This is a genomic window from Tessaracoccus flavescens, from assembly GCF_001998865.1.
Classification (GTDB): Bacteria; Actinomycetota; Actinomycetes; order Propionibacteriales; family Propionibacteriaceae; genus Arachnia; species Arachnia flavescens.
This window is the reverse complement of record NZ_CP019607.1, coordinates 1809752-1833080: the sequence shown is the minus strand read 5'-3', so window position 1 is coordinate 1833080 and position 23329 is coordinate 1809752. Positions and strand designations below refer to the sequence as shown.

Sequence of the window (23329 nt, the reverse complement as noted above, 5' to 3'; positions counted from 1 at the left end):
CAATGGTCCGTCGGATCCCCTAGCCTTACATGGAGGCGGTTCAGCCCTGACTGCGGAGAACGTCCTAGCCTTGACCGATGGGAAACCCCGACGTGACCAACTGGCGCCCGCTCACCCCTCCTGACGCGGCCGCAATCATGGACGGGGTCGGCCGCGCTCCGGTGCCGCTGACCCACGCGAAGACGGGATCCACGCCGGTGAGTTCGTGCAGGTAGGTCGTCTCCCAGGCGTCGACCCGCCAGCCGTCAGAGGCGAGAACCCGGTGGTAGTCCCGTGGATCGTGCGAGGAGGGGACGGCGACCCCGTTGACATGCGCGGCGTACTCGGGAAGCGCGGCGAGTTCCCGCCGGATCGCATGGCTCGGCTCGTCGAAGTTCCCGAGGACCTGGAAGGCCAACCAGCCGCCCTCGGCCACCCGCTCCTTGAGCGCACCGAGGAGCTCGAGGTGTCCAGGGACCCACTGCAGGGAGGCGTTGGCCACGACGACGTCGGCCCGGTCAGTCCCTGCGGCCCACTCCTCGATGCCGCCGACCGCGAAGCGCACCCAGTCGGTCCCGCGGGCGGCCCGGATCATGGCCTCGCTGGAGTCGACCCCCTGGATCCGGGCGGTGAGCCAGCGCTCTGCGAGCGTCAGCGTCAGGTTTCCCGGTCCGCAGCCGAGGTCGACGACGGTGCCCGGCCATCGGGCAGACACGCGAGCGACCAGGTCGAAGAAGGGTCGGCCACGCTCGTCGGAGTAGCTCAGGTACGTGCCAGGGTCCCAGGCGTCCATGACCCCACGCCATATCTCGACGTCGAGATATGTGGCGCTTTCGTCACGCCCTGCGCAGCTGGGCGGTGACGGGGCACTCGAACGGGTCGCGGGCCGCAAGGCCGACCCGGTTCAGGTAGGCGATCACGATCCCGTACGACCTGAACAGCGAGGTCTCGGTGTAGGGCACATCCAGCGAGCGGCAATGTTGGCGGACGAGGCGCCTGGCCTTTGCGAGATGGGGTCGCGGCATGTTGGGGAACAGGTGATGCTCGATCTGATAGTTCAGCCCACCCATCAGCGTCGTGGCCCACCAACCGCCGCGGATGTTGCGCGAGGTCCGGACCTGCTTGGAGAAGAAGTCGAGCTTCGCCTCGGGCGCGATGACCGGCATGCCCTTGTGGTTGGGCGCGAAGGAGGCCCCCATGTAGACCCCGAACACGGCGAGCTGCACCCCTATGAAGGCGAAGGCCATGCCGACCGGGAGGAACAGGAAGACCGGGACGAGGATCAGGGAGAAGCGGGCCGAGAGCAGCGTGATCTCCAGCCAACGCGACTTCACCTTCCCCCGCGAGAACAGGTAGCGCAGGCTCTGGACGTGCAGGTTGATCCCCTCCAGCGTGAGCAGCGGAAAGAACAGCCAGCCCTGTCGCCTGGTGATCCATCTGCGCAGCCCGCGGGCCTGTGCGGCGTCCTCCTCGACGAAGGAGATGGTGTCGACGGCGACATCGGGATCCTTCGACACCCGGTTGGGGTTGGAGTGGTGCCTGGTGTGCTTGGAATCCCACCAGGAGAAGCTCATCCCGATGGTGCCCGCGAGGATCCGGGCGAGGCGGTCATTGGCGGGGGCGGAGCCGAGCACCTGCTTGTGACCGGCCTCGTGGGCGATGAACGCGACCTGGGTGAAGAGGATGCCGAGCGCTGCGGCGATCAGCAGTTGGAACCAGCTCGCGCCAAGGAGGACGAAGCCGGTGACAGCACCACCGAGGCCGAGCAGCAGCGCGACGCCGATCAGGACGTAGAACCAGCGGGCACGCCGCAGCAGGTTGGACTCCCGGACCTCGTGCGCCAGGTCTGTGTAGGCCCTGATCAGCGGCGGGAAGGTGGTCGCGTCCGCGTACGGGGACGGCCTGGCGTCGAGTGTCGGCGAGGTGGTCATGTCGGTGGCCCTGTCTGTCGAGGGCCTTCGGCCCCGCTCACGGCAAAGGCGGATCGCCGATTCCTGTTCGAAGCCTACGGGGTGCCACCAACCCGGGCCCTGCATCTCGCCTTCCGGGAGGTCCCGGAAAAAAAGACGAGGGGCGGGCATGGGCCCGCCCCTCGTTCAGTCAGTCAAGATCAGAGGGCGCGAATGTTCGTCGCCTGAGGACCCTTCTGCCCGGCCTCAGTGTCGAATTCGACCTTCTGGCCTTCGGTGAGATCGCGACGGCCGGAGCCCTGAATCGCGCTGAAGTGGGCGAACAGATCGGCGCTACCGTCATCGGGAGCGATGAATCCGTAGCCCTTGTCGGAGTTGAACCATTTGACGGTGCCAGTGGACATGTTTCTTGCTTTCCTTCGTGCCGGCTACCCGACCGCGCACCGGGTGTGCGCTCGGGGGGCACCCGACGCTGCGAGTATAGGCGCTCGGAGGGCATTTGCGGTCAGAGTTTTCGACGGAGGTTGACTCTGGGCGGGGAATTTCCTGCTTCCACCCGCCCCGGAGGACCCATTTCGGCCCCTTCTCGGCTGATAACGGCCAACGCTGTTTCCAGCGACGCAGACCCCTCCGCTGCACGCAGGCAGCGTCGTCTCGGCGTCGAGCAGCCCGTCAGGCGTGGCGCCGGAGATCCGGCACCTCCGGCGCGGCTGTGAAGCCTGCCGAGGCGTAGGTCGCGACTGCTGCCGGGTTCGACGCCTCGGCGCAGACGGTGGCACTCGAGGCTCCGAGGTCGCGCAGCACAGACGCGCAGGCGAGTGTCATCGCTCTGCCGAATCCCTTTCCCTGCTGGCCACGGCGCACGGCCAGGGGCTCGATCAGGCCTGGCCTGCCGTGCCCTGCGGACCACACGGCGGCGGCCGCGACGGGCGTGCCTGCCTCGTCGCGGCCGAGGAGGCTGCGCGCACGGTCGTAGAGCGGCCCGGCGGCCATCGTCTGCCAGTTATGCACCATCCGTCCGCGCACCGCATCGGTGAACTCGCCACCTCGGAACGCCGAGAAGTGGACCTCGGACCAGGGCTCCACAAGATCGCCCTCGACCACCTCGACCCGCAGCGGCGTCGCCTCGACAGGGTCGCTCAGGTCACGGTGGAGAGGGACCCAGGGATCTCCCGTGCCCCATCCCGCACCGATGAGGCACGCGGCGAGCGCGTCGGCGCCCCGTGCCTCGACGCTGACGACGCCGGCAGGGAGGACACCGCGCGACGGATCGGCAACGGACCTGGCGATCGCGGCCGCCAGCTCGCCGTCGTCGAGCGCCGGGGGCGCGATCCCGAGCCGGAGCAGATCGTCGCCGTCGAGCAGGCCGATGGCCACCGGTCGGCCTTCACGCAGCCAGACGCGCATCGCGGACGCCGTCGCCTCGATCCCGCGCATCGAGAACCAGCCGAGGTCACCCGGGTGCAGTTGGAGAGGGCCACCGTCGAGCTGCCAGCCGTCCAGCGTCTCGGCAAGTGACACCACGTCGTCCGGTGCGGGGGTCGTCATGGTGATGCGCATGGGGCCGATTCAACACCAGTCGGGGCCATGGGCACCGAAACTGATGCTCCTATGTGGTGTCAAGCGGCGGTGAGCCATTCGCGGTAGCGGTGGGCGAGGTTGTCGTCTCGGCGTTTGCCGAGTTCTATTTCGGAGATGCGTGCTGGCCAGGTGTGGCAGGCTTCGGCGGCGTTGGTGAGGGTGAGGTTCTTGGCTTGTCGGGCTGGTCTGAGGTCGGTGTAGTTGGGGATCTCGCAGTGGCCCGTGAGGGCTTTGAAGACTTCTCTGACGAGGGCGCGTTTGAGGCTGCGGTAGACGGCTGCGAGTGTCTTGCCAGTGGCGAGGTGGCGGTCGCGGTAGTCGCGGGTACGTTGGTCCTGGGACATGCGGACTTTGATCGCTTGGTGCAGTGCCCAGTTGGCTTGCCGGTCGCCTCCGCGGGAGAGGCGGTGGCGTTGGGTTTTGCCGGAGGAGACGGGGATGGGGCTGGTGCCGCAGAGGGCAGCGAAGGATGCTTGGCTGCGTAGCCGGTCGGGGTTGTCACCGGCGGTGATCAGCAAGATCGCTGCCAGTGCCGGGCCGATACCGTGGATAGCGCGCAGGCCTGGGTTGCGGGCGGTGGTGTGCTCGTCGAGTTGCGTATCGAGGTCATCGAGCTCTGCGCGGAGGAACTGGTGACGTCGGGCGAGGCTACGCAGGGCACGCAGGCTGGTGGCGTCGTGGAGGTCTTTGATCTGGTCGGGGCGGGTGCTGGCCAACTGGTCGACAAGCTTGTCGCGGCCCAGTTCACGGTATTTGTCGCGGAGTCGGGGGCTGGCGTTGACCAGGACACTGTTGATCTGACGCCAGCAGGCCTGAAGGGCCTTGTTCGCGCTGCGGCGGGTGATCACCAGCGCCCGTAAGGGCTCGATGGTGTCGTGCTTGGGGGCGGTGGTGGCCTCACCGGACAGGACTGCCCGGGCAGCGCGGTAGGCATCGAGCCGGTCGGTCTTGCCTTGTTTGCGCCGTTCGGCGGGGCGGGTGCGGTTGACCTCGACGACACCGATCCCGTTGCGGCGCAAGGTGGCGGTGATCCCGACCCCGTAGCTGGAGGTTCCTTCCACGCCGACAGCGGTGATCGGGCCGTGAGCGACCAGCCAGGCCACTGCCTGACGGTATCCCGCGGTGGTGGTGTCGAACTCGTGGTCGGCGACCTCGATGCCGGTGGCGGTGATCACCGCGATGTGGATGGTGTCCTTGTGTGAATCGATGCCGGCGACATGGTCGCCGGGATTTGTCATGATGGTCATGGCCTACTCCTGAACGCTGGGATGGGTCGAGTGACGGCCGTCTGGTCAGACAGGACATACACCGGACTCGTGATCAGGCTCGTATTAGGTCATGGCCGGGCGGTCGTCACCCATGCCTTGGAGAGCCGGACGGATCAATTTGTCGGTAGCCCAGCAGGGCACCAGTCAGAGGCAGGGTCACGACTCCCCAAGACGCCTACCATCATGTATGTCGGTAGCTGTCCGTACCGTGATTCCCAGGCACCCGCACCAGGGACGATGACGCGACTGGAGAACCGGTGCCCTCTGTACCCCTTCAAGCCTTAGTGAGACGGCATGAATCAGCAGCACCCAGCGGGCTGGTATCCCCAGCCCGACGGATCCCAGCGGTACTGGGACGGACGCCAGTGGACGAACCACGTGGCGCCAGCACAGGCGGCGCAGGGCGCCCAGTGGCAGCAGCAGGGCCTCGTGGGCGGCCAGAGCGCCCCGAAGCCCGCCCGGCCGTGGTTCGCGAGGAAGCGGGTGATCATCCCGGCCGCGCTGCTCGTGGTCGCCGGGTTCGGCGCTGCTCTCAGCGGCGGTTCCGACGATGCGGCGGCACCGGCAAAGTCGGCGTCTCCTTCGGGCACCCCCGCCGAGCAGAACGTGGTCAACGACAAGCCGACGGCGGCTCCGTCGACGAAGCCGACCGCTGTACCGACGCCCGTGGTCGAGGAGGTCGCCGCCTCGGAGCCGGCCTCCGAGTCGAGCACCCCGGCGAGTGCCGAGGCGGTGGTCCCCAGCGAGCAGGCGACCCCTGACGACGCCGCGGCCGACGCCACGACGTCGCAGAGCCAGGCCGTGCGGAAGGCCGAGACCTACCTGGAGTTCTCCGCCTTCTCCCGGACCGGTCTGATCGACCAGCTCGAGTTCGAGGGCTTCAGCACCGAGGACGCGACGTTCGCCGTCGACACCGTAACGGTCGACTGGATGGCTCAGGCAGCGGCGAAGGCCGAGGACTACCTCGAGTACTCTGCCTTCTCCGAGTCGGGGCTCGCCAAGCAACTGGAGTTCGAGGGCTTCACTCCCGAGGAGGCCGCGCACGGGGTCGCCACGGTCGATGCCGACTGGATGGCGCAGGCAGCCAAGAAGGCGGCCTCCTACATGGACTACTCGGCCTTCTCCCGCTCAGGCCTGATCGACCAGCTCGAGTTCGAGGGGTTCACCTCCGAGCAGGCCGAGCATGGAGCGACCTCGGTCGGTCTGTGACGCTCGGTCGGGCGTTCTGCTCAGCCGAACTGGACGCCCGACCACTCGTCGGCGCACGTGGCGCCCTTGTCGAGGTACGACACCTTCTGGGTGCCGGTGTAACGCTGCATGGGCGAGGTCTTCTCGTCCTCCAGGATGAACGCGAGGCTGAAGCCCTTGCGGTCGGGGTCGACGGCGTCGATCGAGATGGTGCGGCCGCCCGCGCTGTTGACGCAGGTGAGCGACGAGGCGACGGTGAACGGCGCGATCGGTGAGGTGGTGAACCGGACCATGTTGTTCAGGATCCACTTGTCGACCTGGCGGTAGGCAGAGTTACCCGCGTCGTTGGTGTACGTCTCGATGACGGTCGCCTTGATCCAGGAGCGGCAGCCTCGTCCGGTCAGCGACGTGAAGCATTCGGTGCGCCACTGCCTCCCGGCCTGCGTCCAGCTCTCGCTCGGGGTGGCGAGCGGGTTCTCGATCCACAGGGTGTAGTCGCTGGCGGCGTAGGTGAGGTTGTTGAACTGCCAGCCGTTGGTGACGGCGTACCCGCCGCCGTCCTTCTTCACGATCACGGTCGCCCAGATCTCGGTGCGGCAGCGGTCGGTGGCTGAGTACTTCTCGCAGGTGGTGCGCCACTGTCGGCCGTTGACGTTGTGGTTGCCCGGAGTGACGTAGACGTCCACGTCTGCGCTCGCGGTCGGAGGAGCCCAGGCGAGCGCCCCCAGGGTGATCAGGGTCAGTAACAGGGCCTTGATGCGTCGCATCCGCGCGTCCTTCCAGGTGTCGTCCTGAGCGACGCTAGACCTCCTGGGCGCTGACCTGTCGGACCGGCTCGCGGGGCAGGCCAGATCGGTCAGACCTGCTGTTCCTGACCCGGCCGAGGTGGCACGAACCGGCTCTATTCCGAAAGCCACACATCGGTCAGGCACGGGTGTTTGGATGGAGGTGACGAAGGAGCCTTCCATGAACCTGACCTGGCAGACCCGCGCCGACGCAGGCGCCCCCGAACTCTCCAGCGAGGACCTCGACCGGATCCACGCACGCTGGCGCGCGGCCAACTACCTGTCGGTCGGACAGATCTACCTGCTCGACAACCCGCTGCTGCGCCGACCCCTTGAACGCGACGACGTCAAGCCACGCCTGCTCGGCCACTGGGGAACCACACCGGGCCTGAACTTCCTGTACGCGCATCTCAATCGCATCATCGCCGAGCGCAGCCAACCGGCGCTCTACATCACAGGCCCCGGCCACGGGGGCCCGGGGCTCGTCGCCAACAGCTACCTCGACGGCACCTGGAGCGACGTCTACCCGGCGGTCACCCGCGACGAGGCAGGCCTGCAGCGCCTCTTCAAGCAGTTCTCGTTCCCGGGCGGCATCCCGTCGCACGTGGCGCCCGAGGTGCCGGGGTCGATCCACGAGGGAGGCGAACTCGGCTACGCGCTGTCGCACGCCTATGGCGCCGCCTTCGACAACCCCGACCTGCTCGTGTTCGCGGTCGTGGGCGACGGGGAGGCCGAGACCGGCCCGCTCGCCACGTCCTGGCATTCGAACAAGTTCCTCAACCCCGTCACCGACGGCGTCGTCCTGCCGGTGCTGCACCTCAACGGCTTCAAGATCGCCAACCCGACGGTGTTGGCGCGCATCCCCGAGGAGGAACTGGTCGCCCTCATGAAGGGCTACGGCCACCATCCGCACATCTTCACGGCTGGCTTCGACGACGAGGAGCCCGAGGCCTTCCACCGGCGTTTCGCCGAACTGCTCGATCAGGTGATGGACGAGATCGCCGAGATCCGCACGGTGGCGGCCGAACAGGGCGCCGACGCCGCCGAGCGCCCGGCATGGCCGATGATCGTGCTGCGCACGCCGAAGGGCTGGACCGGTCCGAAGGAGATCGACGGCAACAAGACCGAGGGAAGCTGGCGCAGCCATCAGGTGCCGCTGGCCAGCGCCCGCGACACCGACGGGCACCTGCAGGACCTTGCGACCTGGCTGGAGTCGTACGAGGTGGGCGACCTGTTCGACGAGAACGGTGCCCCTGTCGCTGAACTGGACGCCACCACCCCACCGGTGGGCCTGAGGCTCGGCGAGCGGCCCGAGGCCAACGGGGGCATCATCCGCAAGGCCCTGCGGCTGCCCGACTTCCGCGACTACGCCGTCGAGGTGCCTGCCCCTGGGGCGAGCATCGACGAGGCGACGAAGGTGCTCGGCGGATGGCTGCGCGACGTGGTCAAGGACAACCCGACGAACTTCCGCATCTTCGGCCCGGACGAGACGGCGTCGAACCGTCTCCAGTCGGTCTACGACGTGACGGACAAGCAGTGGGTGGCCGAGTACGAGTCGCCCGACGTCGACCAGCACTTGGCGCGCGTCGGCCAGGTCGTCGAGGTGCTCAGTGAGCACCAGTGCCAAGGCTGGCTCGAGGGCTATCTGCTGACCGGCAGGCATGGGCTCATGTCGTCGTACGAGGCGTTCATCCACATCGTCGACTCGATGGTCAACCAGCACGCCAAGTGGCTGAAGGTGACCAACCATCTGGAGTGGCGCCGCCCGATCGCGAGCCTGAACTACCTGCTCAGCTCGCACGTGTGGCGGCAGGACCACAACGGCTTCTCACACCAGGACCCTGGCTTCATCGACCACGTCGTGAATAAGAAGGCCGACGTCGTGCGCGTCTACCTGCCCCCGGACGCGAACACTCTGCTCTCGACGTTCGACCACTGCCTGCGCAGTAGGCAGTACGTGAACGTGGTCGTCGCAGGCAAGCAGCCGAACCCGAACTGGCTGACGATGGACGAGGCGGTCAAGCACTGCACACGCGGCCTGGGCATCTGGGACTGGGCCGGCACGGAGGAGGAGGGGACCGAGCCCGACGTGGTCCTGGCCTGCGCGGGCGACATCCCGACCATCGAGGTCCTCGCCGCGGCCGAGATCCTGCGCCGCCGCATCCCGGAGCTGCGCGTCCGGGTGGTCAACATCGTCGACCTGATGCGCCTCCAGGACGAGGACGAACATCCGCACGGCCTTTCGCACCGCGACTTCGACACGATCTTCACCGACGACAAGCCGATCATCTTCGCCTACCACGGCTATCCGTGGCTGATCCACCGGCTCACCTACCGACGCACGGGGCACTCGAACCTCCACGTGCGCGGCTACAAGGAGGAGGGCACCACCACGACGCCGTTCGACATGGTGATGCTCAACGACCTCGACCGGTTCCATCTGGTCATCGACGTGATCGACCGGACCCCCGGCCTCGGCGCGCGGTACGCCGGCCTGCGCCAGGAGATGGTCGACAAGCGGCTCGACGCCCGCGCCTACGCCCGGCAGCACGGAGACGACATCCCGGAGGTGCGCGACTGGGTGTGGCCCGACGCGGGCGACGCCGTCGACCAGTCACAGGTGCAGGCCGCCGTCTCCACCGGAGGCGACAACGAGTGACCCACCCGCACCCGGTGATCCGAGCGTCGGGGGAACCGGCTAGTTTCGGACAATGAGCGCAGAGCTTCCGGAGGTCATCCTCACCACCACCTCCAGCGTGGACGGACGGATCTCGCTCGGCAGGCATCAGCGGCTGCTTGACCCGGCCGTCTGGGCGCGCTGGGGTGTCATCGCGGAGTCCGCCCCGTTCGCCGACCGGCAGGACCGGCTCGACGCCGGCGCGATCCTCGAGGGCAGCGGCTCACTCGTGGACATCGACGCCATCGCACCCGACTGGCCCGCCCCGTCGCTTCCGGACGACGAGCTCTACCGCGACCACCTCCCCCCACATGGCGCAGCGCTGGTTCGTGGTTGCCGACGGCAGGGGCCGGGTCGACTGGCAGTACACCGGTGACGGTCGGCGCATCCTGCACGTGCTGGTCTGCCGATCGACCCCCGCCGGCTACCTGCAGCGTCTGCGCGACCTGGAGGTCGGCTACTTCGTGGTGGGCGACGAGCGGGTCGACCTGAGGGAGGGCCTGCGCTCACTCGGCGAGTCGGGCATCAAGCGCGTGGTCGCCGACTCGGGCGGCACGCTGAACGCGTCGCTCCTCCGGCAGGGCCTCGTCCAGTACATCGACGTGGTGACCCTCCCTGGCCTGGTCGGCGGCGCCGGTGCCCCGACGATGTTCGACGGCCCGGAACTGACCGCCGCGAGACACCGTTGCGGCTGGTCCTCGTCGACGTCGCCACCGACGGCGACGCCGTCCGCACCCGCTACCGGATCGGCGGTTGAACCTCAGGTGTCGTACTCGAGCCCGTCCCAGGGCGCGTAATAGGCGATGAAGTCGCCGGGCTCGACGTTGACGTACTGGGTCCCGTCCTCGTACTGACCCGTCCGCCAACCGAACTCGACGCCATCCACCTCCTGGAGGAAAGGCTCGACGGTGATCGGCTCGAGGGTGTAGTCACCCACGACGTCGAGCACCTCCCTGAGCGCATCATCCGCGTCGGCAGGAACCGCCTGCCCGGAAGGGACCTCGCCGGAGCGCCCGACGACCTCGACGCGAACCTCGTCGAAAGTTCCATCCGGGTGCCAGAGGAACAGGCCGATGTAGGCCGCATCCTGGGAGAACAGCTCGTCGCTCAGGAAGAAGAGTCGACCGTCCTCGGCCGTGCCCGCATACGGCACGTGGTAGTCGTCGGGCACGATCGTGATCCTGCTCGGCGGCCCGTCCACAGTACCGCCCAACCCATCGTGACCATTGAGATCCAGCAGCCCGGGCAGGGCGCACGAGGTTCCGAAGAGGGCCGCGATGGGCGCGACGAGCATCCTGCGCCACCTCCGGCCGGTGCTCACGTTGCTCACGGACGCCAGCCTAGTGACCCGCCGGAGGGTTTCGCAGCCAGGCGTGGAGGCGTACCCTGAGGCCATGCACAGGCAGCAGCGATTTCTGCACCCCCGGCCGGGTAACGGCCGCGGGGTTCTCGACGCGCGCCAGTAGCTCATCGGTCTCCGCAGGCACGGCCGGGGGAAGCACTCCTCCCATCCACGCCAGCACACCTCGGAGATCGACATGTCACACCCCACCTACCTCGACCGCGCCGCCATCGCACGCGCCCTCGCCCTGCGCGACCTGACCGACCCGCGGCAGGGTCCGCACGCCATCCAACTGCTCCTCGACCACGTCGTCGAGGCCCTGAGCACCGCCTGGGGAGCGAGCATCCGTACCGTCCGGTCCTCGCCGATCGTTCCCGTCCGGGAGAACTACGACCGGCTCGGCTACGCCCCCGACGACGTCACCCGCGCCCGCCGCTACACCCGCTACCTCAGCCCGACCGTGATGCTGCGCAGCCACACCAGCGCCGAGCTTCCGACCGCGCTCGAGGCCTATCGCCGGTCCGACGACGTGGACGAGCTGATCGTCGTGCCAGGCCTGGCCTACCGCCGCGACGTCGTCGACCGGTCGCACGTCGGCGAGCCGCACCAGGTCGACCTGTGGCGGATCCGCAGCACCCCCGCCACAGCCGCGACCGATCTGCTCGAGATGATCGCGCTGCTCGTCGAGGCCGTCCTTCCTGGAGCCGAGTGGCGGGTGTCGGAGGTCGAGCATCCCTACACCGTCGGCGGTCGGCAGATCGATGTGCGACACAACGGACAGTGGCTGGAGCTCGCCGAATGCGGCCTGATCCATCCAGGCGTGCTGTCCGGCTCGGGGCTCGACCCGGCGCGCTGGTCGGGGCTCGCGCTCGGCATGGGGTTGGAGCGGGCGCTGATGCTGCGCAAGGCGATCCCCGACATCCGGTACCTGCGCGCGAAGGATCCGAGGATCGCCGACCAACTGCTCGACCTCGAGCCCTGGCGCCACGTCTCACCGCTGCCGCAGTCGCGTCGCGACATCTCGGTCGTGGTCGACGAGACTCAGGACGAGGAGACGATCGGCGACCGGATCCGTTCGGCGCTGGGCGAGGACGCGGACGTGGTCGAGTCGGTCGAGGTGCTCAGCCGTACGGCCCACCGCGACCTGCCGCCCGCGGCCCGGGCCCGGCTCGCGACGGTGGAAGGGCAGGTGAACCTGCTGCTGCGGATCCTGTTGCGGCCGATCGACCGCACGCTCACCGCGGACCAGGCCAACGAGCTGCGCAACCGCATCTACCTCGCGGTGCACGAGGGGCCGGTGGCCGAGCTGGTGTAGCTAGAACGAGCGGCGCATCACGGCCTGCCGGTAGCCGTCACGGCTGCCGTCCAGGTGTCCGTCGACGGTGAATCCGGCCTGCTCGAACCTGGCACCCGTGGGGGCTGGAAGGTCAGCATGCTCCTCACCCGAGCCTGTAGACCGACACGTGGCTGCGCGACCCGGCGGTGAACGGGCTGCGGTCCCAGTCGGCCCAGCGTGACTCGAGCTCGAACCCCGCGAGCTGACCCATCAGGTCGAGTTCGCTCGGCCAGATGTAGCGGTGCGGCGTGCGCCCGAGGTTCGCCTCGTGCTCCGCGAGGCCGGTGTCGAACCGGAAGTGGTGCGAGACGACGTGCTGGTTGAGCGTGTCGTAGGTGTCGACCAGCAGATAGCCGGGCTCGCTCACCTCGACCGTGGCCTCGTGGCCCGGAGGCAGCGACCGCAGTTGCGGCACCCACAGTTCGACCACGAACCGTCCACCCTGCCGCAGGTGCCGGGCCGCGTTGCGGAAGCTCGACCTGTTCGGCCTGGGGGAGCAAGTTGGAGATCGTGTTGAACACGAGGAACGCGAGGCTGTGACCGTCGCCGACCAGGGTTGACGTCATGTCTCCCTGGACGACCGGAAGCGTCGCCTCGTCCACCTTCTCCCTCAGCCGCCTGATCATCGCGTGCGACAGCTCGATCCCCGAGACGGGCACGCCGGCGGCGATCAGCGGGATCGCGACGCGCCCGGTGCCGACTGCGAACTCGACGGCGCTCCCACCGTCGGCGAGCTCGGCGAGCGCGGCGACAGTCGGGCCGAGCACGTCATCGGCGAACATCCCCTCGCCCGGTGAGTCGTACTCGGCGGCGGCCTCGTCATCCCAGAGTTGCTGCTGGTCGATCATCCCTCCACTCTTTGCAGCCGGGGACTACTCCGGGTTGCGGAGCACGAAGAAGATGAAGGACACGAACCGTCGTGTCCCGTTGGGGACGAGCTCCTCCGGGGTGTCGTCCGCGATGGGCGGCTCGGCGATGTCCTCGATCAGGAAGCCCGCCTCGTGGAACGCGTCGACCATGGCGTGGAGCGGGCGGTGCGTCGTCATGAGCGTCACCTCCCGACCTGCGATGGTGGCCTCGATCGGGAACTCGGAGACGCCGAAGTAACCGCCGCCAGTGCTGAGCGGCTGGACAAGCGGATGGTTCACCGACAGCAGCAAACGCCCGCCGGGCAGCAGGATCCGTCGCAGCTCGGCGAGCGCGCCTGACCAGTCGCGCAGATAGTGCAGCACGAGCGAGGCGATCACGTCGTCGAAGGAGTCGTCCGCGTAGGGCAGCGGTTCGCCGAGGTCGGCGACGCACAGGTCGACGTCGGGCCCGAGTCGTCTGCGGGCGAGGTCGACCATCGCGGGGCTGCCGTCGAAACCCGACACGACGGCGCCGCGCTCGATCAGCGCCACGGATAGCGGCCCGGAGCCGCATCCGGCGTCGAGGATGCGCCGTCCGGTGACGTCTCCGGCGAGCCGCAGCATTGCGGGGCGCTCGTAGTGGTCGTTGAGCAGGTTGGCTGCGTTCTCCGCGTCGTACTCGGCGGCGAAGTCGTCATAGTCGGAGCTCATGGTGGTGAACGCTACAGCCGTTCAGGCTCCGAGGGCCTCCCCGGCCTCGGTCAGGCGGCCGCCCCAGTCGTCGAGCACGCGAAGGGCCGACGCCAGGTCGGCGCGCCCCTCCCAGCCGAGTTCGACGGCCTCGGCCATCGGGACCGACCAGCCGGGTTCGACCTGGGCAACGGCCCCGGCCATGACGGCGGGATCACTCGTCCAGCCACCCCATGTGGGCATCACCCAGGTGAAGGCCATCCTCGTGAGGCGGCGGCCGATGGAACGGGTCAGGGCCCTGGCATCCGCACCGGGTTCGGCGGCGCGGGAGCGGAACCGCTCCAGCGCTGCGCGCCAGTTGCCCTGCACGCCGCGGGCGAGGTCGATATCGGGCCGGTGCCGCGGCACCTCCGCGCCGCGGTCGGTTCCCCAGAAGGGTGTGCAGAGGACACGGAGATGGAAGCCACCGTCATGGCGCTGCTCGGGCGTGGTCAGGTCGCTGTGGCGATGGGCAAGGATCTCCACCCCCGACACGACGGGGTGCGCAGCCGCCAGGCGCCGCTCCAGGTCGCGCAGGGCGAGGAGATCGTCGTCGGTGGGGTCGGAGGTGAACAGCACCTGGCCGTCGAGGTCGGAGACGGCGACCCTCGCCGCGCCGCGCGGGATGCTGCCGTACAGGTAGACGCCGTCGAGCCGGTCGCCGAGCGAGCCTCGGCATCCTGCGACGTAGTCGGCCACCAGTTCCGCGAACTGGGGCTGTACCCGCGACGGTGAGCCTTCGCGTCGGATGAACCCCTCGGCGTCGAGGCCGCGATCGGTCACGGGAGGTCTCGCGCGAGCAGTTCTTCCACGGTGTCGGCGAGCTCGCTCACAGGGAGCCGACCGTCCAGCACCGCCGTCGCCGTCTGCCGAAGCAGCGGCTCGACCGTCGTGACGTGTTGCTCGATCAGGGCACGGTCGCCCTCCGCTGAGCCGTAGGGATTGGTCGTGCGCGACGTCACCCGCTCAAGGAGCACCTCCAGCGGCGCGGTGAGCAGCACGACATGCTCGAACCGGTCGTAGAACCGGCCCTGGTTCTCGACCGTCCCGGACACCACGACGTCGGCCGGTTCGGCGAGCAGCCGCCCCATCCGGTCCTCGTCCCAGGTCCCGTCTGGGAGCACCCATCCGTCGTAGTCGGTGTCGACGGTGTGGTGTCCGCGACCGGCCAGCTCGGCGAGCAGGGTCGTCTTCCCCGCCCCCGACATGCCCGTCACCAGCACGCGCGACACGGCGGTTCAGCGCCCGCCGACGAAGTCGTAGACGACCTGCGCCTCGGGGTCGATGCCGTGGATGATGCCGCCGTAGAAGGTCTCGGCCTGTTCTTTGAGCGTCTCGAGGTTGGAGTCGACGTACTTGTCCTGCGCCTCGTCGTCGAGGATGCTGTTGACCATCTCCACCGTGTCCACCTCGGGCGTGACGAAGCTCAGCACGCCGTTGTCCTCCGCGACCAGCCTGAAGGTCACGTCGTCGTGGCCGATGAAGATGAAGGTCGGGATGGTGACCCGGTAGGCGCCCTCGCCGGTCTCGACGATCCGCACGTCCTCACCGTTCAGCCCGACCTTCGCGTTGAACGTGTACTGCATGAACGCGGCGCGCTCGCTGCCCGGGATGTCGAAGCCGAGGAAGCTGCTCCTGCCGCTGCGCTCCGCGATCCCCTGGATGCCGAGGCTGAGCAGGACCACCTCCTGCTTCTTGGTGACCGACTCGATCACCTGGGTGTTGCGGCTCTCGGACTCGTGGCTCAGAGCGACCATGCTCGGCACCACGCGGATGGCCAGCAGCATCAGTCCCGCGCCGAGCACCAGCGCGAAGACCAGACCCAGACCACTCTTGACCCTGTTCGGCACGACGACCCCCTGTGAGGCTGACCGGCCTTGTCAGAACGGCCGCTGATCGTCGTACGTTACCGCCTCCGGCATCGCCCGCGGGTGGGACAGGCGCAGTCGTCACCCGCGGGTGACGCGCGGTTCAGCGCACGGGTCGACGGACGGGCAGCCGCGTCACCTCCCGCGTCTCGACGTCGATCCGCCACACCATCGATTCCTCGCCGGTACCCGCCGGGCTTGCGCTGACGTAGACGGGGCCTCCGTGTCCGCCCGCGACTCCGGTGGGCACGGGCTCCATGCGGAAGGTGTCGCCGACTGCGCACGCGGGCAGGCCGAACCTGACCGCCAGCCTAGCTGTCAGCACCACCTCGACGGAGGGCAGCACCGCAAGGGTGCTGATCTCGCCCGAGTCTGTGACCAAGAGGACGGAGTTGGGCCCCTGCGCGGCGACCGGCCACCCGCCGGGCCGCGAGGCGACGGCGTGCGAACCGACGCGGCCGTGGTATCAGGCACCGACCACACAGGAGGTGGGTTCAGTGACATCGTGTCTCCGACCAGCCCCGCAGCACAAGACGGCCCGGCAACTCGGCGCGCGCGACACGCCGGGTGGATTTCGGGAGCCATCCACAGCGTGTGATCCGCTCCGATCAGGTGATCCCTGAACGGGCGTGTGACCTCGGTCGACGTCGTAGCGTGTGGGCATGGCAATCGCACGTTTTCCCATCGTCGCCATCGACTGCCCCGATCCGGCCGCCCTCGCCCGCTTTTACGGGGCCCTGCTCGACTGGGAGGTGACCCTGGACGATGACGACTGGGCTTCTATCCGCGCCGACTACGGTGACGCCATCCAGTTCCAGAAGGTCGACGACTACGTCGCGCCCGACTGGCCCGGCCAGGGCCGGCCTCAGCAGATGCACCTCGACGTCACCGTCGACGACCTGGACGTCGCTGAGCCCGCAGTGCTCGAGCTGGGCGCGACGAAGGCTGCCACCCAGCCGGGGACCAGCTTCCGGGTCTTCCTCGATCCGGTCGGGCATCCGTTCTGCCTCTGCCTGCCCTGACGGCATCGGTTCAACCCAGCCGCGCCGTGCCGTCCGCGACGGTGACGGTGAGTGGTTCCGCCACCCAGTTCTCGGCCTGGGCGTGGGCATGGTCGGTGGGGTCGATGATCCCGTAGAGCCGCAGCGCATAGGTGCCGTCCGCGAGTGGATCGCCGAGGTCGAGCCCGCCTCCCGGACAGGCGCCCAGCGTGATCTCGACGGTCGCGGAGTTCGACGTCGTCTCGTCCGCCGTGTTGGTGGTGACCATGCCCACGACAGTGTCGTCCGCGTCGCCCACATATCCCTGCAACCACCTGAGGTGCGCCTCGTGTCTGCCGTGGGACGAGTCGAGCGACACATCGACCTCGACGCTGAGCCTCATGCCCTCCCCCTCTGACGCCGCGGAGACGTCAGCGGTGAAGGAGTTGTCGGCCGAAGGCTCCGTCCAGGTGGCCCCGCACTCCTCGGCGAGGTAGGCGAGACGTTCCGGATCGGGAGACGCCGCCTTGGTCGGGGCGCTCTGCGTCGGCGGAGGAGTCTGGGACGACGGGGTGCAGCCGACGAGCAGCATCGCGGCCGCGACGACGACGATTCTCCAGGGCATGGCTGCCTTCCTTTCGTGGGTCGGCCGAGCGTAACCCGAGCCGGGTGCAGCGCCCCTCGACCGACCCCGCACTTGGCGTTCCTGGCACGGGAGCGGCCCAGATGTGTTGGGCTCAGGGACACACCAACCACACGGAGGACACGATGACCACCGCCAAGGGCCTGATGACGTCACCCGCGCAGACGCTTGCCGCTGGCGCGACCCTCGTCGACGCTGCCCGCAGCCTCGCCGAACTGGGGATCGGCTCGATGCCCGTAGCCGACGGCGACTCCCTCGTCGGCATCATCACCGACCGCGACATCGTCGTGTCGGGGATGGCGGCCGGGCTGGACGTCAACACCGCGACGGTGGGCGAGATCGCCACCGGCAACGTGGTGACGGTGAACCAGGACGACTCGGCCGACGTCGTCGCCGAGACCCTCTCTCGCCACCAGATCCGACGCGTACCGGTGGTCGACGGCGAGGTCCTCGTCGGCGTCATCTCCAGGCCCACGTGGCTCGCGACCTGGCCGCCGCCGAGACGGGCTAGGTCGTCAAGGAGATCTCGAAGGACTGACTTGTCAGTCTGAGGTGGAGAGGTCGGTCCGGAGGGACCGGCCTCTTCTCAGTTCAGCGCGACCGGCTCCGGGCGCTCGCACGTCGACTCGATCTCGACCGTGCGCCGCTCGCCGGCCGCCGCGGCGATGGCCTCCATCACCTCGAGCACGTGGTAGCCGAGCGTCCCGTCTGCCCGGCCAGCGGCCGCACCTCGGTGAACTCGCGCTCGCCCGCGGTGGCGACGCTGGTGACGCCGTCGAGCGTGTTCGGATCGGCGACCGCGATCGTCCCGCCGGTTCCGTACACCTCGAACAGCGGCACCCTCGTGGCCCAGACCTCGAACGACATGGTCACCGTCGAGATCACTCCTGAGGCATGCGTGAGCAGCGCCGTGACGTGGGTGTCGACGCCGACGTCGATCGGGCTCAGCGCCCGCGGCCCTGTCGCGGCCGTGCGTCGACGCTGCGAGCGGGACGAGGCGCCGCTGACCAGCTCGGCCGGCCCGAAGAAGGTGACGAGGCTGCTCAGGTAGTAGGGCCCATGTCGAACAGGGGTCCACCTCCTGGCTGGTAGTAGAAGAACGGGTTGGGATGCCACAGTTCGTGGCCGGGCGCCGAGACGAAGACGCGGCCCTTCCCCCACTGCCTTGTCCAGATGGCCGGCGCCGTGACGTGACGGTTCCAGGCGTCCAGGGCCGCACCTCCTGCGTCGTGGTGGTGAGAACGTCGTTGTACTCGTCGTTGAGCACCCAGTACTGCTCGGTGGTCAACTCGAAGTCGTCGATGCCCTCGAGGATCGGGTGCGTTCTTGCGAGGTCAGTGAGCTCGATGGTGTAGGTCAGGTAGTTGTCGCTCTGTTCGCCGGTGCGCAGCGACGGTTCGATGCCCGCGTGGAGGCGAACTGGCCGCCGATCAGGTGCAGGTAGTCGGCCTCGTTGCGGTAGCTGTCGGCGATGCCACCCCGCCAGCCCGGTGCCCGCCTTCACCGCGTCGATCAGGCCCTCGAGCTCCGCCTTCTCGATGGTGGTCATGGTGTTGACCTGGACCACGAGGTCGACGCCACGCATGTAGTCGGCGTCGGCGTAGACGGCCGTGTCCCCCTCGACCCTGACGTCGAAGCCCTCAGCCTCCAGGAAGGGGATCAACACCTCGGTGCTCTCCACCGGCTCGTGTCCCGGACAGTCGGGCCGGGAGACCCGCGCGACCCTCAGGGGAGGGTCACGCGGGGCTCAGTCGCGCCAGGTGCGCCACAGGTGGGCGTACTGACCGTCGAGTTCGAGGAGCTCGTTGTGCGCCCCCAGCTCGACGATGCGCCCGTCGTCGACGACCGCGATCCGGTCCGCGTCGTGGGCGGTGTGCAGCCGGTGGGCGATGGCGATGACGGCACGCCCGTCCAGCAGCGCGGCCATCGCACCCTCGAGGTTGCGGGCCGAGGACGGGTCGATCAGCGACGTCGCCTCGTCGAGGACGAGGGTGTGCGGGTCGGCGATGATCAGCCGGGCGAGCGCGACCTGCTGGGCCTGGGCGGGCGTGAGTGACGTCTTCCCATGGCCGAGCTGCGCGTTCAGCCCTCCGTTCAGCTTCGACACCCAGCCCCAGGCGCCGACCGTGGCCAGCGCCTGCTGCACCTCGGCGTCGGAGGCGCTGGTCTCGCGGGCGAGGACGACGTTGTCGCGGACGGTGCCGACGAACACGTGGTGCTCCTGCGTGACGAGCGCCACCTCGGTGCGCAGCCGGTCGAGCGGCAGGTCCATCACGTCCACGCCGCCGACGGTGACGTCGCCGACCCGCGGGCGGTTGATCCCCGCCACCAGTCGGCCGAGGGTCGACTTGCCCGACCCCGAGGGGCCGACGATGGCGAGGCGCTCCCCCGGACGCAGATCGACGTCGACGCCGTGCAGGACGTCGATGCCCTCCCGGTAGCCGAACCGCAGGTCGCTTCCGGTGAGTTTCACGCCGTCGGGCTGCGCCTCGCCGGGGGTCCGGTCGTCGTCCAGCTGGGCGACACCGATCAGACGGGCGGTGGCCACGATCCCGAGCTGCAGGTGGTCGAGCACCGCGATCACCCGGTCGAGGGGGCCCTGCAACTGCGAGACGTACAGCGCCGCCGTCGTGATCTGGCCGATGCTGACCCATCCCTGGGAGTGTCCCCAGATGCCGAGCAGCACGACCCCGACCAGAGGCAGCTGGAAGGACGAGTCGACCATGGCGAAGAGCATGTTGCGCAGCGTCATGGTGTAGCGCTCAGCCTGCGCCGAGACCTCCGTGTCCTCGTCCACCTGGGCGATCCTCTGCCGCCCGAGGCGAAGGGCCTCGACCGTCCTCGCGCCCTCCACCGTCTCCGTGGTGGTCGAGTTGATAACGGAGTACGACGCCGACTCGGTGATGTAGCCGGCCGTGGCCCTCGCCAGGTAGTAGCGCCCGCCGAACGTCATGATCAGCGCGGTGCCGAGCATCGGGAGGGCGAGCAGCCACGAGTTCACGACCATGGCGGTGAGCGTCGCGCCGATCAGCACCACGGAGACGATCAGGTTGGGCAGCGCCCAGCGGGCGGCCGTGGCCATCTTGCCGACGTCGGAGGTGATCCGGGTCAGCAGGTCTCCCGAGCCGGACGACTCGACGTGACCGAGAGGGAGGCGCAGCACGATCCGCACCACCTCTTCGCGCGCGGCGGCGAGCAGGTCGTAGCCGAGCACGGCCGAGGCCCTTCGGGCGCCGAACGTCAGCACCGCCTGGGCCACGATCAGGCCGGTGATCACACCCGCCATCGTGGTCACGTTCGATCGGTCGAGGGCGCCGGCGGTGACCTCGTCGACAAGCTGCCCGAGCAGGAGCGGGGCGACCAACCCGACGCCGGCCCCGGCCAGGTTCAGCACGATCGCAAGCGCAAGCGGGCCCTTGCGTCCGTGCAGCAGGTCGCGCAGGAAGCCGGCCGCCTGTCCGGAGGTCGCCACCGGGAAGCCCTGCCTGGGCGCGCGGGCGTCAGCGTAGACGGCTCGTGCCGTCGCACCGCGGATCCCGTGACGGCGTCGCAGCGCGGAGAGGCGACGCCTTGGCCCGGCATCGCGCGGCACCTCGAGCCCCTCGGGCATCCGTGGCGCATCGGGGGCCTCGCGCCACGTGTCGGCGGAGGTGAGGTTCAGCAGTTGTTCGCTCATGGCGAGTCCTCCATCCCGCGTGCGATGACGCCGCGGTAGTCAGGATTGTCGTGTAGTTCGTCGTGGGTGCCGCGGGCGACCTCCCGGCCGTCGACGAGCACCGCAATCTCGTCGCAGCGGCGCAGCAGCAGGGGCGAGGCGGTAACCACGACGGTGGTGCGGCCGGCGCGGTGGGCGGCCAGCCGCTCGGAGATGCGTGCCTCGGTGTGGGCGTCCACCGCGGAGGTGGGCTCCACGAGCACGAGGACGTCGGGGTCGAGGAGCAGCGAGCGCGCCAGGATGAGCCGCTGCCGCTGGCCCCCGGAGAGGCCGCGACCCTTCTCGTCGATGCGCCCCTGCCAGCCCTCCGGAAGCGACGCGTAGATGTCCTCGGCGGAGGCGACCCGGAGCGCCTCCTCGGCGTCCGTCCTGGAGTGGGTTCCCCACGGGTCGACCGCACTTTGCAGCGTGCCCGCGAACAGCATGGCTCCCGTGTGCGACACGACGACGCGTTCCCGCAGATCCTCGATGTCGAGCACGGAGTAGTCCACGCCGTCGGCCGTGACGCCCCACGGCCGTGCCGCGGCCTCGGCGTCCTCCTCGGCACGGCGCCTGCGGTCGGCGAGCCGCTCCCTGCGGGCGCGTCGCTTGGCGCGACCCGACAGGTCCTCGTCGTCGGCGGTCGCGGAGACGGCCTCGGGGAGGTAGCGTCCGAGCCGGTCGGCCAGCGCGGCCGAGGCGTCGGGGTCGGCCGAGACCACCCCGAGCATGCGGCCCGGGCGCACCGAGACCCCGGAGGCCTCGTCGTGCAGGACGGGGGCGGCGCCCAGCGTCTGACTGGCTGGGGCCCACGGCACGTCGGCGCCGAGGAGGGCCATCGTCTTGCTTGCGGCGACAAGGCCCTGGACCCACTTCTGCGCGAAGTCGAAGAAGGTCTGCATGGGCGAGATCAGGAAGACGGCGTAGCCGAAGAAGCTGATCAGCTCGCCGACGCTGAGGGTCCCCTCCAGGAGTCGCAGCGACCCCAGGTAGACCAGCGCCACGAGCAGCAGCCCGGACAGCAGGATGCTGATCGCCTCGACGACCGCCTGCCAGGTGCCGAGGCGCACACCGAGGCGACGCACCTTCTGCGACTGGCGTTCGTAGTTCGCGGCGAAGGTGCGCTCGCCGCCGACTCCGCGCAGGATGCGCAGGCCGGTGGCGATGTCGGTGGCAAGCGAGGTCAGCGACGAGGACTCGGTCCGCTCCGCCTCCTGCGCCCTTGTGAGCGGGCGCAGCACGGGCGTCGAGGCCGCGACCAGCAGCGGCACGGCGACGAGGACGACGATCCCGAGGGTCGGCGAGGTCGTGAGCATGAGCACCGAGGCGAGCAGGAAGCTGATCGCGGCCGCGATGGCGTGGCCGAACGACTCGATGGTCGCCCCGAACTGGTCGCTGTCCGACGACGAGACGCTCAGCACCTCGCCGGTCGGGACGCGCCGGTTCAGCACGTGGCCGAGGTGGACCGACTGCCGCGAGACCCTGCGCTGGATGCCGTAGATGCCGAGTAGCCACATGCGCACCGCGAAGGTGTGGAAGGCGATGCCGCCCATCACTCCGATGACGATGACGCCGAGCAGCCCCAGCACCCAGCCGAGCGCCCCTGCGATGCCGTGTTCGATGCCCGTGTCGATGGCGCGCCCAAGCAGCCAGGGCGTGAAGGCGGCGGGGATGAGCCACGTGGCCGCGGACAGCGTCATGGCGGGCACGACCCACCCGTAGGAACGGATCAGCCAGAACAGGAACCGGCTCGGTGAGGTGACGTCCGGGCGCGAGTCGGCGGTGATGGCAGGCGGAAAGTCGTAGCGCCCGCGAGGTGCTGCATGCATGAGGAGAGTCCTGAGTGGGACGGCGTCGTCGACGCGAAAATGTCTGGGAGGGGGTGGACGCGGAAGGCGTCAGGGGCGCGTTTCGATCAGGCTGTGAGAGCGCGCAGTCGACCGAGGACACCGGTGCCGACGTTGATATCCATCAAGGCACCTCCTTCGAATCGACGACAGGGAAACAGTAGAGACGTGCTCGACGGATGTCAATCGTCTCGGTCGGCGGCTCAGTCGTCCGTGTCGAGCTCGACGAGCCAGCCGTTGAAGGACTGGCCGGCCGCTGGCTGGCCCTCGAGGTCGTGGGATCCGTAGAGGTCGACGAACCGCTCGGTGCCCGGTGTCGGGTAACTGGTGTCGTCACCGACGTGTCGCGGCCCGTAGGCGCACCAGGCCCCGGTGATCTTGGTCACGAAGCCGGTCAGGGTAAGGAGTCGGGACTCATCCTGCGCGTGGTGCTCCTCGAGATGGGTGACCGTCGCTGCGTGGTCTGGGCCGAGCGCTGCCGGGAGCCATTCGCGGTCGTCGGCCTCCTCGACGGTCCAGGTCACCCGGTCCCCCAGTTCGAACGGCTCACCGCAGCACTCCATCTGCCAGTCGGCGTACCAGACAACTGCTCCCATGGGCACTCCTTACCCGTTCGGGCGGCATCTTAACAGGCTCTTCACAATCGAGGGTGTA

General features: G+C 68.9%; 26 protein-coding genes and 2 pseudogenes. 8 read left to right on the top strand and 20 right to left on the bottom strand.

Annotation, left to right across the window (positions count from 1 at the left end; genetic code table 11):
• Nucleotides 1–64 precede the first annotated feature (64 nt).
• The 5 genes from BW733_RS08685 to BW733_RS08665 all read right to left on the bottom strand — a co-directional run bounded on the left by BW733_RS08685 (nucleotide 65) and on the right by BW733_RS08665 (nucleotide 4717).
• Entirely contained in the window at nucleotides 65–772 is a 708-nt protein-coding gene (locus tag BW733_RS08685) for a methyltransferase domain-containing protein (protein WP_077349709.1), read from the bottom strand.
• A gap of 43 nt (nucleotides 773–815) precedes the next feature.
• On the bottom strand, nucleotides 816–1910 hold the full coding sequence (locus BW733_RS08680; protein ID WP_077349707.1) for a fatty acid desaturase family protein: 1095 nt from the start codon (nucleotides 1908–1910) through the stop codon (nucleotides 816–818).
• A 179-nt stretch (nucleotides 1911–2089) separates the two neighbouring features.
• Nucleotides 2090–2293 carry a cold-shock protein gene (locus tag BW733_RS08675; RefSeq protein WP_077349705.1) on the bottom strand — a complete coding sequence of 68 codons (204 nt, stop codon included), beginning with the start codon at nucleotides 2291–2293 and terminating at the stop codon, nucleotides 2090–2092.
• A 268-nt stretch (nucleotides 2294–2561) separates the two neighbouring features.
• Nucleotides 2562–3449 carry a GNAT family N-acetyltransferase gene (locus BW733_RS08670; protein ID WP_077349703.1) on the bottom strand — a complete coding sequence of 296 codons (888 nt, stop codon included), beginning with the start codon at nucleotides 3447–3449 and terminating at the stop codon, nucleotides 2562–2564.
• 59 nt (nucleotides 3450–3508) lie between these two features.
• On the bottom strand, nucleotides 3509–4717 hold the full coding sequence (locus BW733_RS08665) for an IS110 family RNA-guided transposase (protein ID WP_202970148.1): 1209 nt from the start codon (nucleotides 4715–4717) through the stop codon (nucleotides 3509–3511).
• Between the two features lie 315 nt (nucleotides 4718–5032).
• On the opposite strand from BW733_RS08665, the gene BW733_RS08660 reads away from it, so the two are divergent.
• Nucleotides 5033–5947: an Ltp family lipoprotein gene (locus tag BW733_RS08660; RefSeq protein ID WP_077349701.1), complete on the top strand. Its 915-nt coding sequence runs from the start codon at nucleotides 5033–5035 to the stop codon at nucleotides 5945–5947.
• Nucleotides 5948–5967: 20 nt separating this feature from the next.
• On the opposite strand, the gene BW733_RS08655 is transcribed toward BW733_RS08660, so the two are convergent.
• On the bottom strand, nucleotides 5968–6693 hold the full coding sequence (locus BW733_RS08655) for a hypothetical protein (protein ID WP_077349699.1): 726 nt from the start codon (nucleotides 6691–6693) through the stop codon (nucleotides 5968–5970).
• Nucleotides 6694–6892: 199 nt separating this feature from the next.
• Here BW733_RS08655 and BW733_RS08650 point away from each other — a divergent pair, with 199 nt between their 5' ends.
• The 3 genes from BW733_RS08650 to BW733_RS08640 are packed head-to-tail and all read left to right on the top strand — an operon-like array spanning nucleotide 6893 to nucleotide 10185.
• Nucleotides 6893–9370, top strand: coding sequence for a phosphoketolase family protein (locus BW733_RS08650; RefSeq protein WP_152024636.1), 2478 nt, complete (start codon nucleotides 6893–6895; stop codon nucleotides 9368–9370).
• Nucleotides 9371–9422: 52 nt separating this feature from the next.
• Nucleotides 9423–9764 carry a hypothetical protein gene (locus BW733_RS08645; protein ID WP_077349696.1) on the top strand — a complete coding sequence of 114 codons (342 nt, stop codon included), beginning with the start codon at nucleotides 9423–9425 and terminating at the stop codon, nucleotides 9762–9764.
• Nucleotides 9700–10185: a dihydrofolate reductase family protein gene (locus tag BW733_RS08640; protein WP_077349694.1), complete on the top strand. Its 486-nt coding sequence runs from the start codon at nucleotides 9700–9702 to the stop codon at nucleotides 10183–10185. The genes BW733_RS08645 and BW733_RS08640 overlap by 65 nt, the downstream gene beginning before the upstream one ends.
• Here BW733_RS08640 and BW733_RS08635 read toward each other — a convergent pair.
• Nucleotides 10149–10718, bottom strand: a complete 570-nt coding sequence (locus BW733_RS08635; protein ID WP_152024635.1) for a hypothetical protein — start codon at nucleotides 10716–10718, stop codon at nucleotides 10149–10151. The genes BW733_RS08640 and BW733_RS08635 overlap by 37 nt on opposite strands.
• 208 nt (nucleotides 10719–10926) lie before the next feature.
• Here BW733_RS08635 and srmL point away from each other — a divergent pair, with 208 nt between their 5' ends.
• Complete coding sequence (gene srmL, locus BW733_RS08625) at nucleotides 10927–12045, top strand: PheS-related mystery ligase SrmL (RefSeq protein WP_077349688.1); 1119 nt, start codon at nucleotides 10927–10929, stop codon at nucleotides 12043–12045.
• Between the two features lie 124 nt (nucleotides 12046–12169).
• Here the strand turns inward: srmL and BW733_RS19345 are convergent, their stop codons facing one another.
• Nucleotides 12170–12496 (bottom strand): hypothetical protein, encoded by a 327-nt coding sequence (locus BW733_RS19345; RefSeq protein WP_237268125.1) that lies wholly within the window; start codon nucleotides 12494–12496, stop codon nucleotides 12170–12172.
• Nucleotides 12497–12614: 118 nt separating this feature from the next.
• Nucleotides 12615–12725 (bottom strand): annotated as a pseudogene (locus tag BW733_RS19875) (SAM-dependent methyltransferase); the annotation flags it as partial.
• Here BW733_RS19875 and BW733_RS19340 point away from each other — a divergent pair.
• Nucleotides 12696–12863, top strand: coding sequence for a hypothetical protein (locus tag BW733_RS19340; RefSeq protein WP_237268124.1), 168 nt, complete (start codon nucleotides 12696–12698; stop codon nucleotides 12861–12863). The pseudogene BW733_RS19875 and the gene BW733_RS19340 overlap by 30 nt on opposite strands.
• A gap of 75 nt (nucleotides 12864–12938) precedes the next feature.
• On the opposite strand, the gene BW733_RS08615 is transcribed toward BW733_RS19340, so the two are convergent.
• The 5 genes from BW733_RS08615 to BW733_RS08595 all read right to left on the bottom strand — a co-directional run bounded on the left by BW733_RS08615 (nucleotide 12939) and on the right by BW733_RS08595 (nucleotide 15893).
• Complete coding sequence (locus BW733_RS08615; protein ID WP_077349686.1) at nucleotides 12939–13625, bottom strand: class I SAM-dependent methyltransferase; 687 nt, start codon at nucleotides 13623–13625, stop codon at nucleotides 12939–12941.
• A gap of 21 nt (nucleotides 13626–13646) precedes the next feature.
• Nucleotides 13647–14426, bottom strand: a complete 780-nt coding sequence (locus BW733_RS08610; RefSeq protein ID WP_077349684.1) for a hypothetical protein — start codon at nucleotides 14424–14426, stop codon at nucleotides 13647–13649.
• Entirely contained in the window at nucleotides 14423–14875 is a 453-nt protein-coding gene (locus tag BW733_RS08605) for an ATP-binding protein (RefSeq protein WP_077349682.1), read from the bottom strand. Before BW733_RS08605 ends, BW733_RS08610 begins: the two co-directional genes overlap by 4 nt.
• Nucleotides 14876–14881: 6 nt before the next feature.
• Complete coding sequence (locus BW733_RS08600; RefSeq protein WP_077349680.1) at nucleotides 14882–15493, bottom strand: hypothetical protein; 612 nt, start codon at nucleotides 15491–15493, stop codon at nucleotides 14882–14884.
• Between the two features lie 121 nt (nucleotides 15494–15614).
• Nucleotides 15615–15893 (bottom strand): hypothetical protein, encoded by a 279-nt coding sequence (locus tag BW733_RS08595; RefSeq protein ID WP_077349678.1) that lies wholly within the window; start codon nucleotides 15891–15893, stop codon nucleotides 15615–15617.
• Between the two features lie 280 nt (nucleotides 15894–16173).
• On the opposite strand from BW733_RS08595, the gene BW733_RS08590 reads away from it, so the two are divergent.
• Nucleotides 16174–16533, top strand: coding sequence for a VOC family protein (locus BW733_RS08590; RefSeq protein ID WP_077352848.1), 360 nt, complete (start codon nucleotides 16174–16176; stop codon nucleotides 16531–16533).
• A 10-nt stretch (nucleotides 16534–16543) separates the two neighbouring features.
• Here BW733_RS08590 and BW733_RS08585 read toward each other — a convergent pair whose 3' ends face one another.
• A complete protein-coding gene (locus tag BW733_RS08585; RefSeq protein ID WP_077349676.1) occupies nucleotides 16544–17116 on the bottom strand; it encodes a hypothetical protein in 573 nt (190 codons plus the stop codon).
• Between the two features lie 143 nt (nucleotides 17117–17259).
• Between BW733_RS08585 and BW733_RS08580 the strand changes: the two genes are divergently transcribed.
• The gene (locus tag BW733_RS08580) at nucleotides 17260–17685 is read left to right on the top strand and encodes a CBS domain-containing protein (RefSeq protein ID WP_202970147.1); all 426 of its coding nucleotides are present in this window, start codon (nucleotides 17260–17262) and stop codon (nucleotides 17683–17685) included.
• A gap of 124 nt (nucleotides 17686–17809) precedes the next feature.
• Here the strand turns inward: BW733_RS08580 and BW733_RS19335 are convergent, their stop codons facing one another.
• The 5 genes and pseudogenes from BW733_RS19335 to BW733_RS08560 all read right to left on the bottom strand — a co-directional run bounded on the left by BW733_RS19335 (nucleotide 17810) and on the right by BW733_RS08560 (nucleotide 23271).
• A complete protein-coding gene (locus BW733_RS19335) occupies nucleotides 17810–18250 on the bottom strand; it encodes a Gfo/Idh/MocA family protein (RefSeq protein ID WP_237268123.1) in 441 nt (146 codons plus the stop codon).
• Between the two features lie 160 nt (nucleotides 18251–18410).
• Nucleotides 18411–18800, bottom strand: a pseudogene (locus BW733_RS20105) (ThuA domain-containing protein); the annotation flags it as partial.
• 81 nt (nucleotides 18801–18881) lie between these two features.
• Nucleotides 18882–20810, bottom strand: coding sequence for an ABC transporter ATP-binding protein (locus BW733_RS08570; protein ID WP_077349669.1), 1929 nt, complete (start codon nucleotides 20808–20810; stop codon nucleotides 18882–18884).
• Nucleotides 20807–22657 carry an ABC transporter transmembrane domain-containing protein gene (locus tag BW733_RS08565; protein ID WP_077349667.1) on the bottom strand — a complete coding sequence of 617 codons (1851 nt, stop codon included), beginning with the start codon at nucleotides 22655–22657 and terminating at the stop codon, nucleotides 20807–20809. The genes BW733_RS08570 and BW733_RS08565 overlap by 4 nt, the downstream gene beginning before the upstream one ends.
• Before the next feature lie 221 nt (nucleotides 22658–22878).
• Nucleotides 22879–23271 (bottom strand): DUF6578 domain-containing protein, encoded by a 393-nt coding sequence (locus tag BW733_RS08560; RefSeq protein ID WP_077349665.1) that lies wholly within the window; start codon nucleotides 23269–23271, stop codon nucleotides 22879–22881.
• Between the last annotated feature and the right edge of the window lie 58 nt (nucleotides 23272–23329).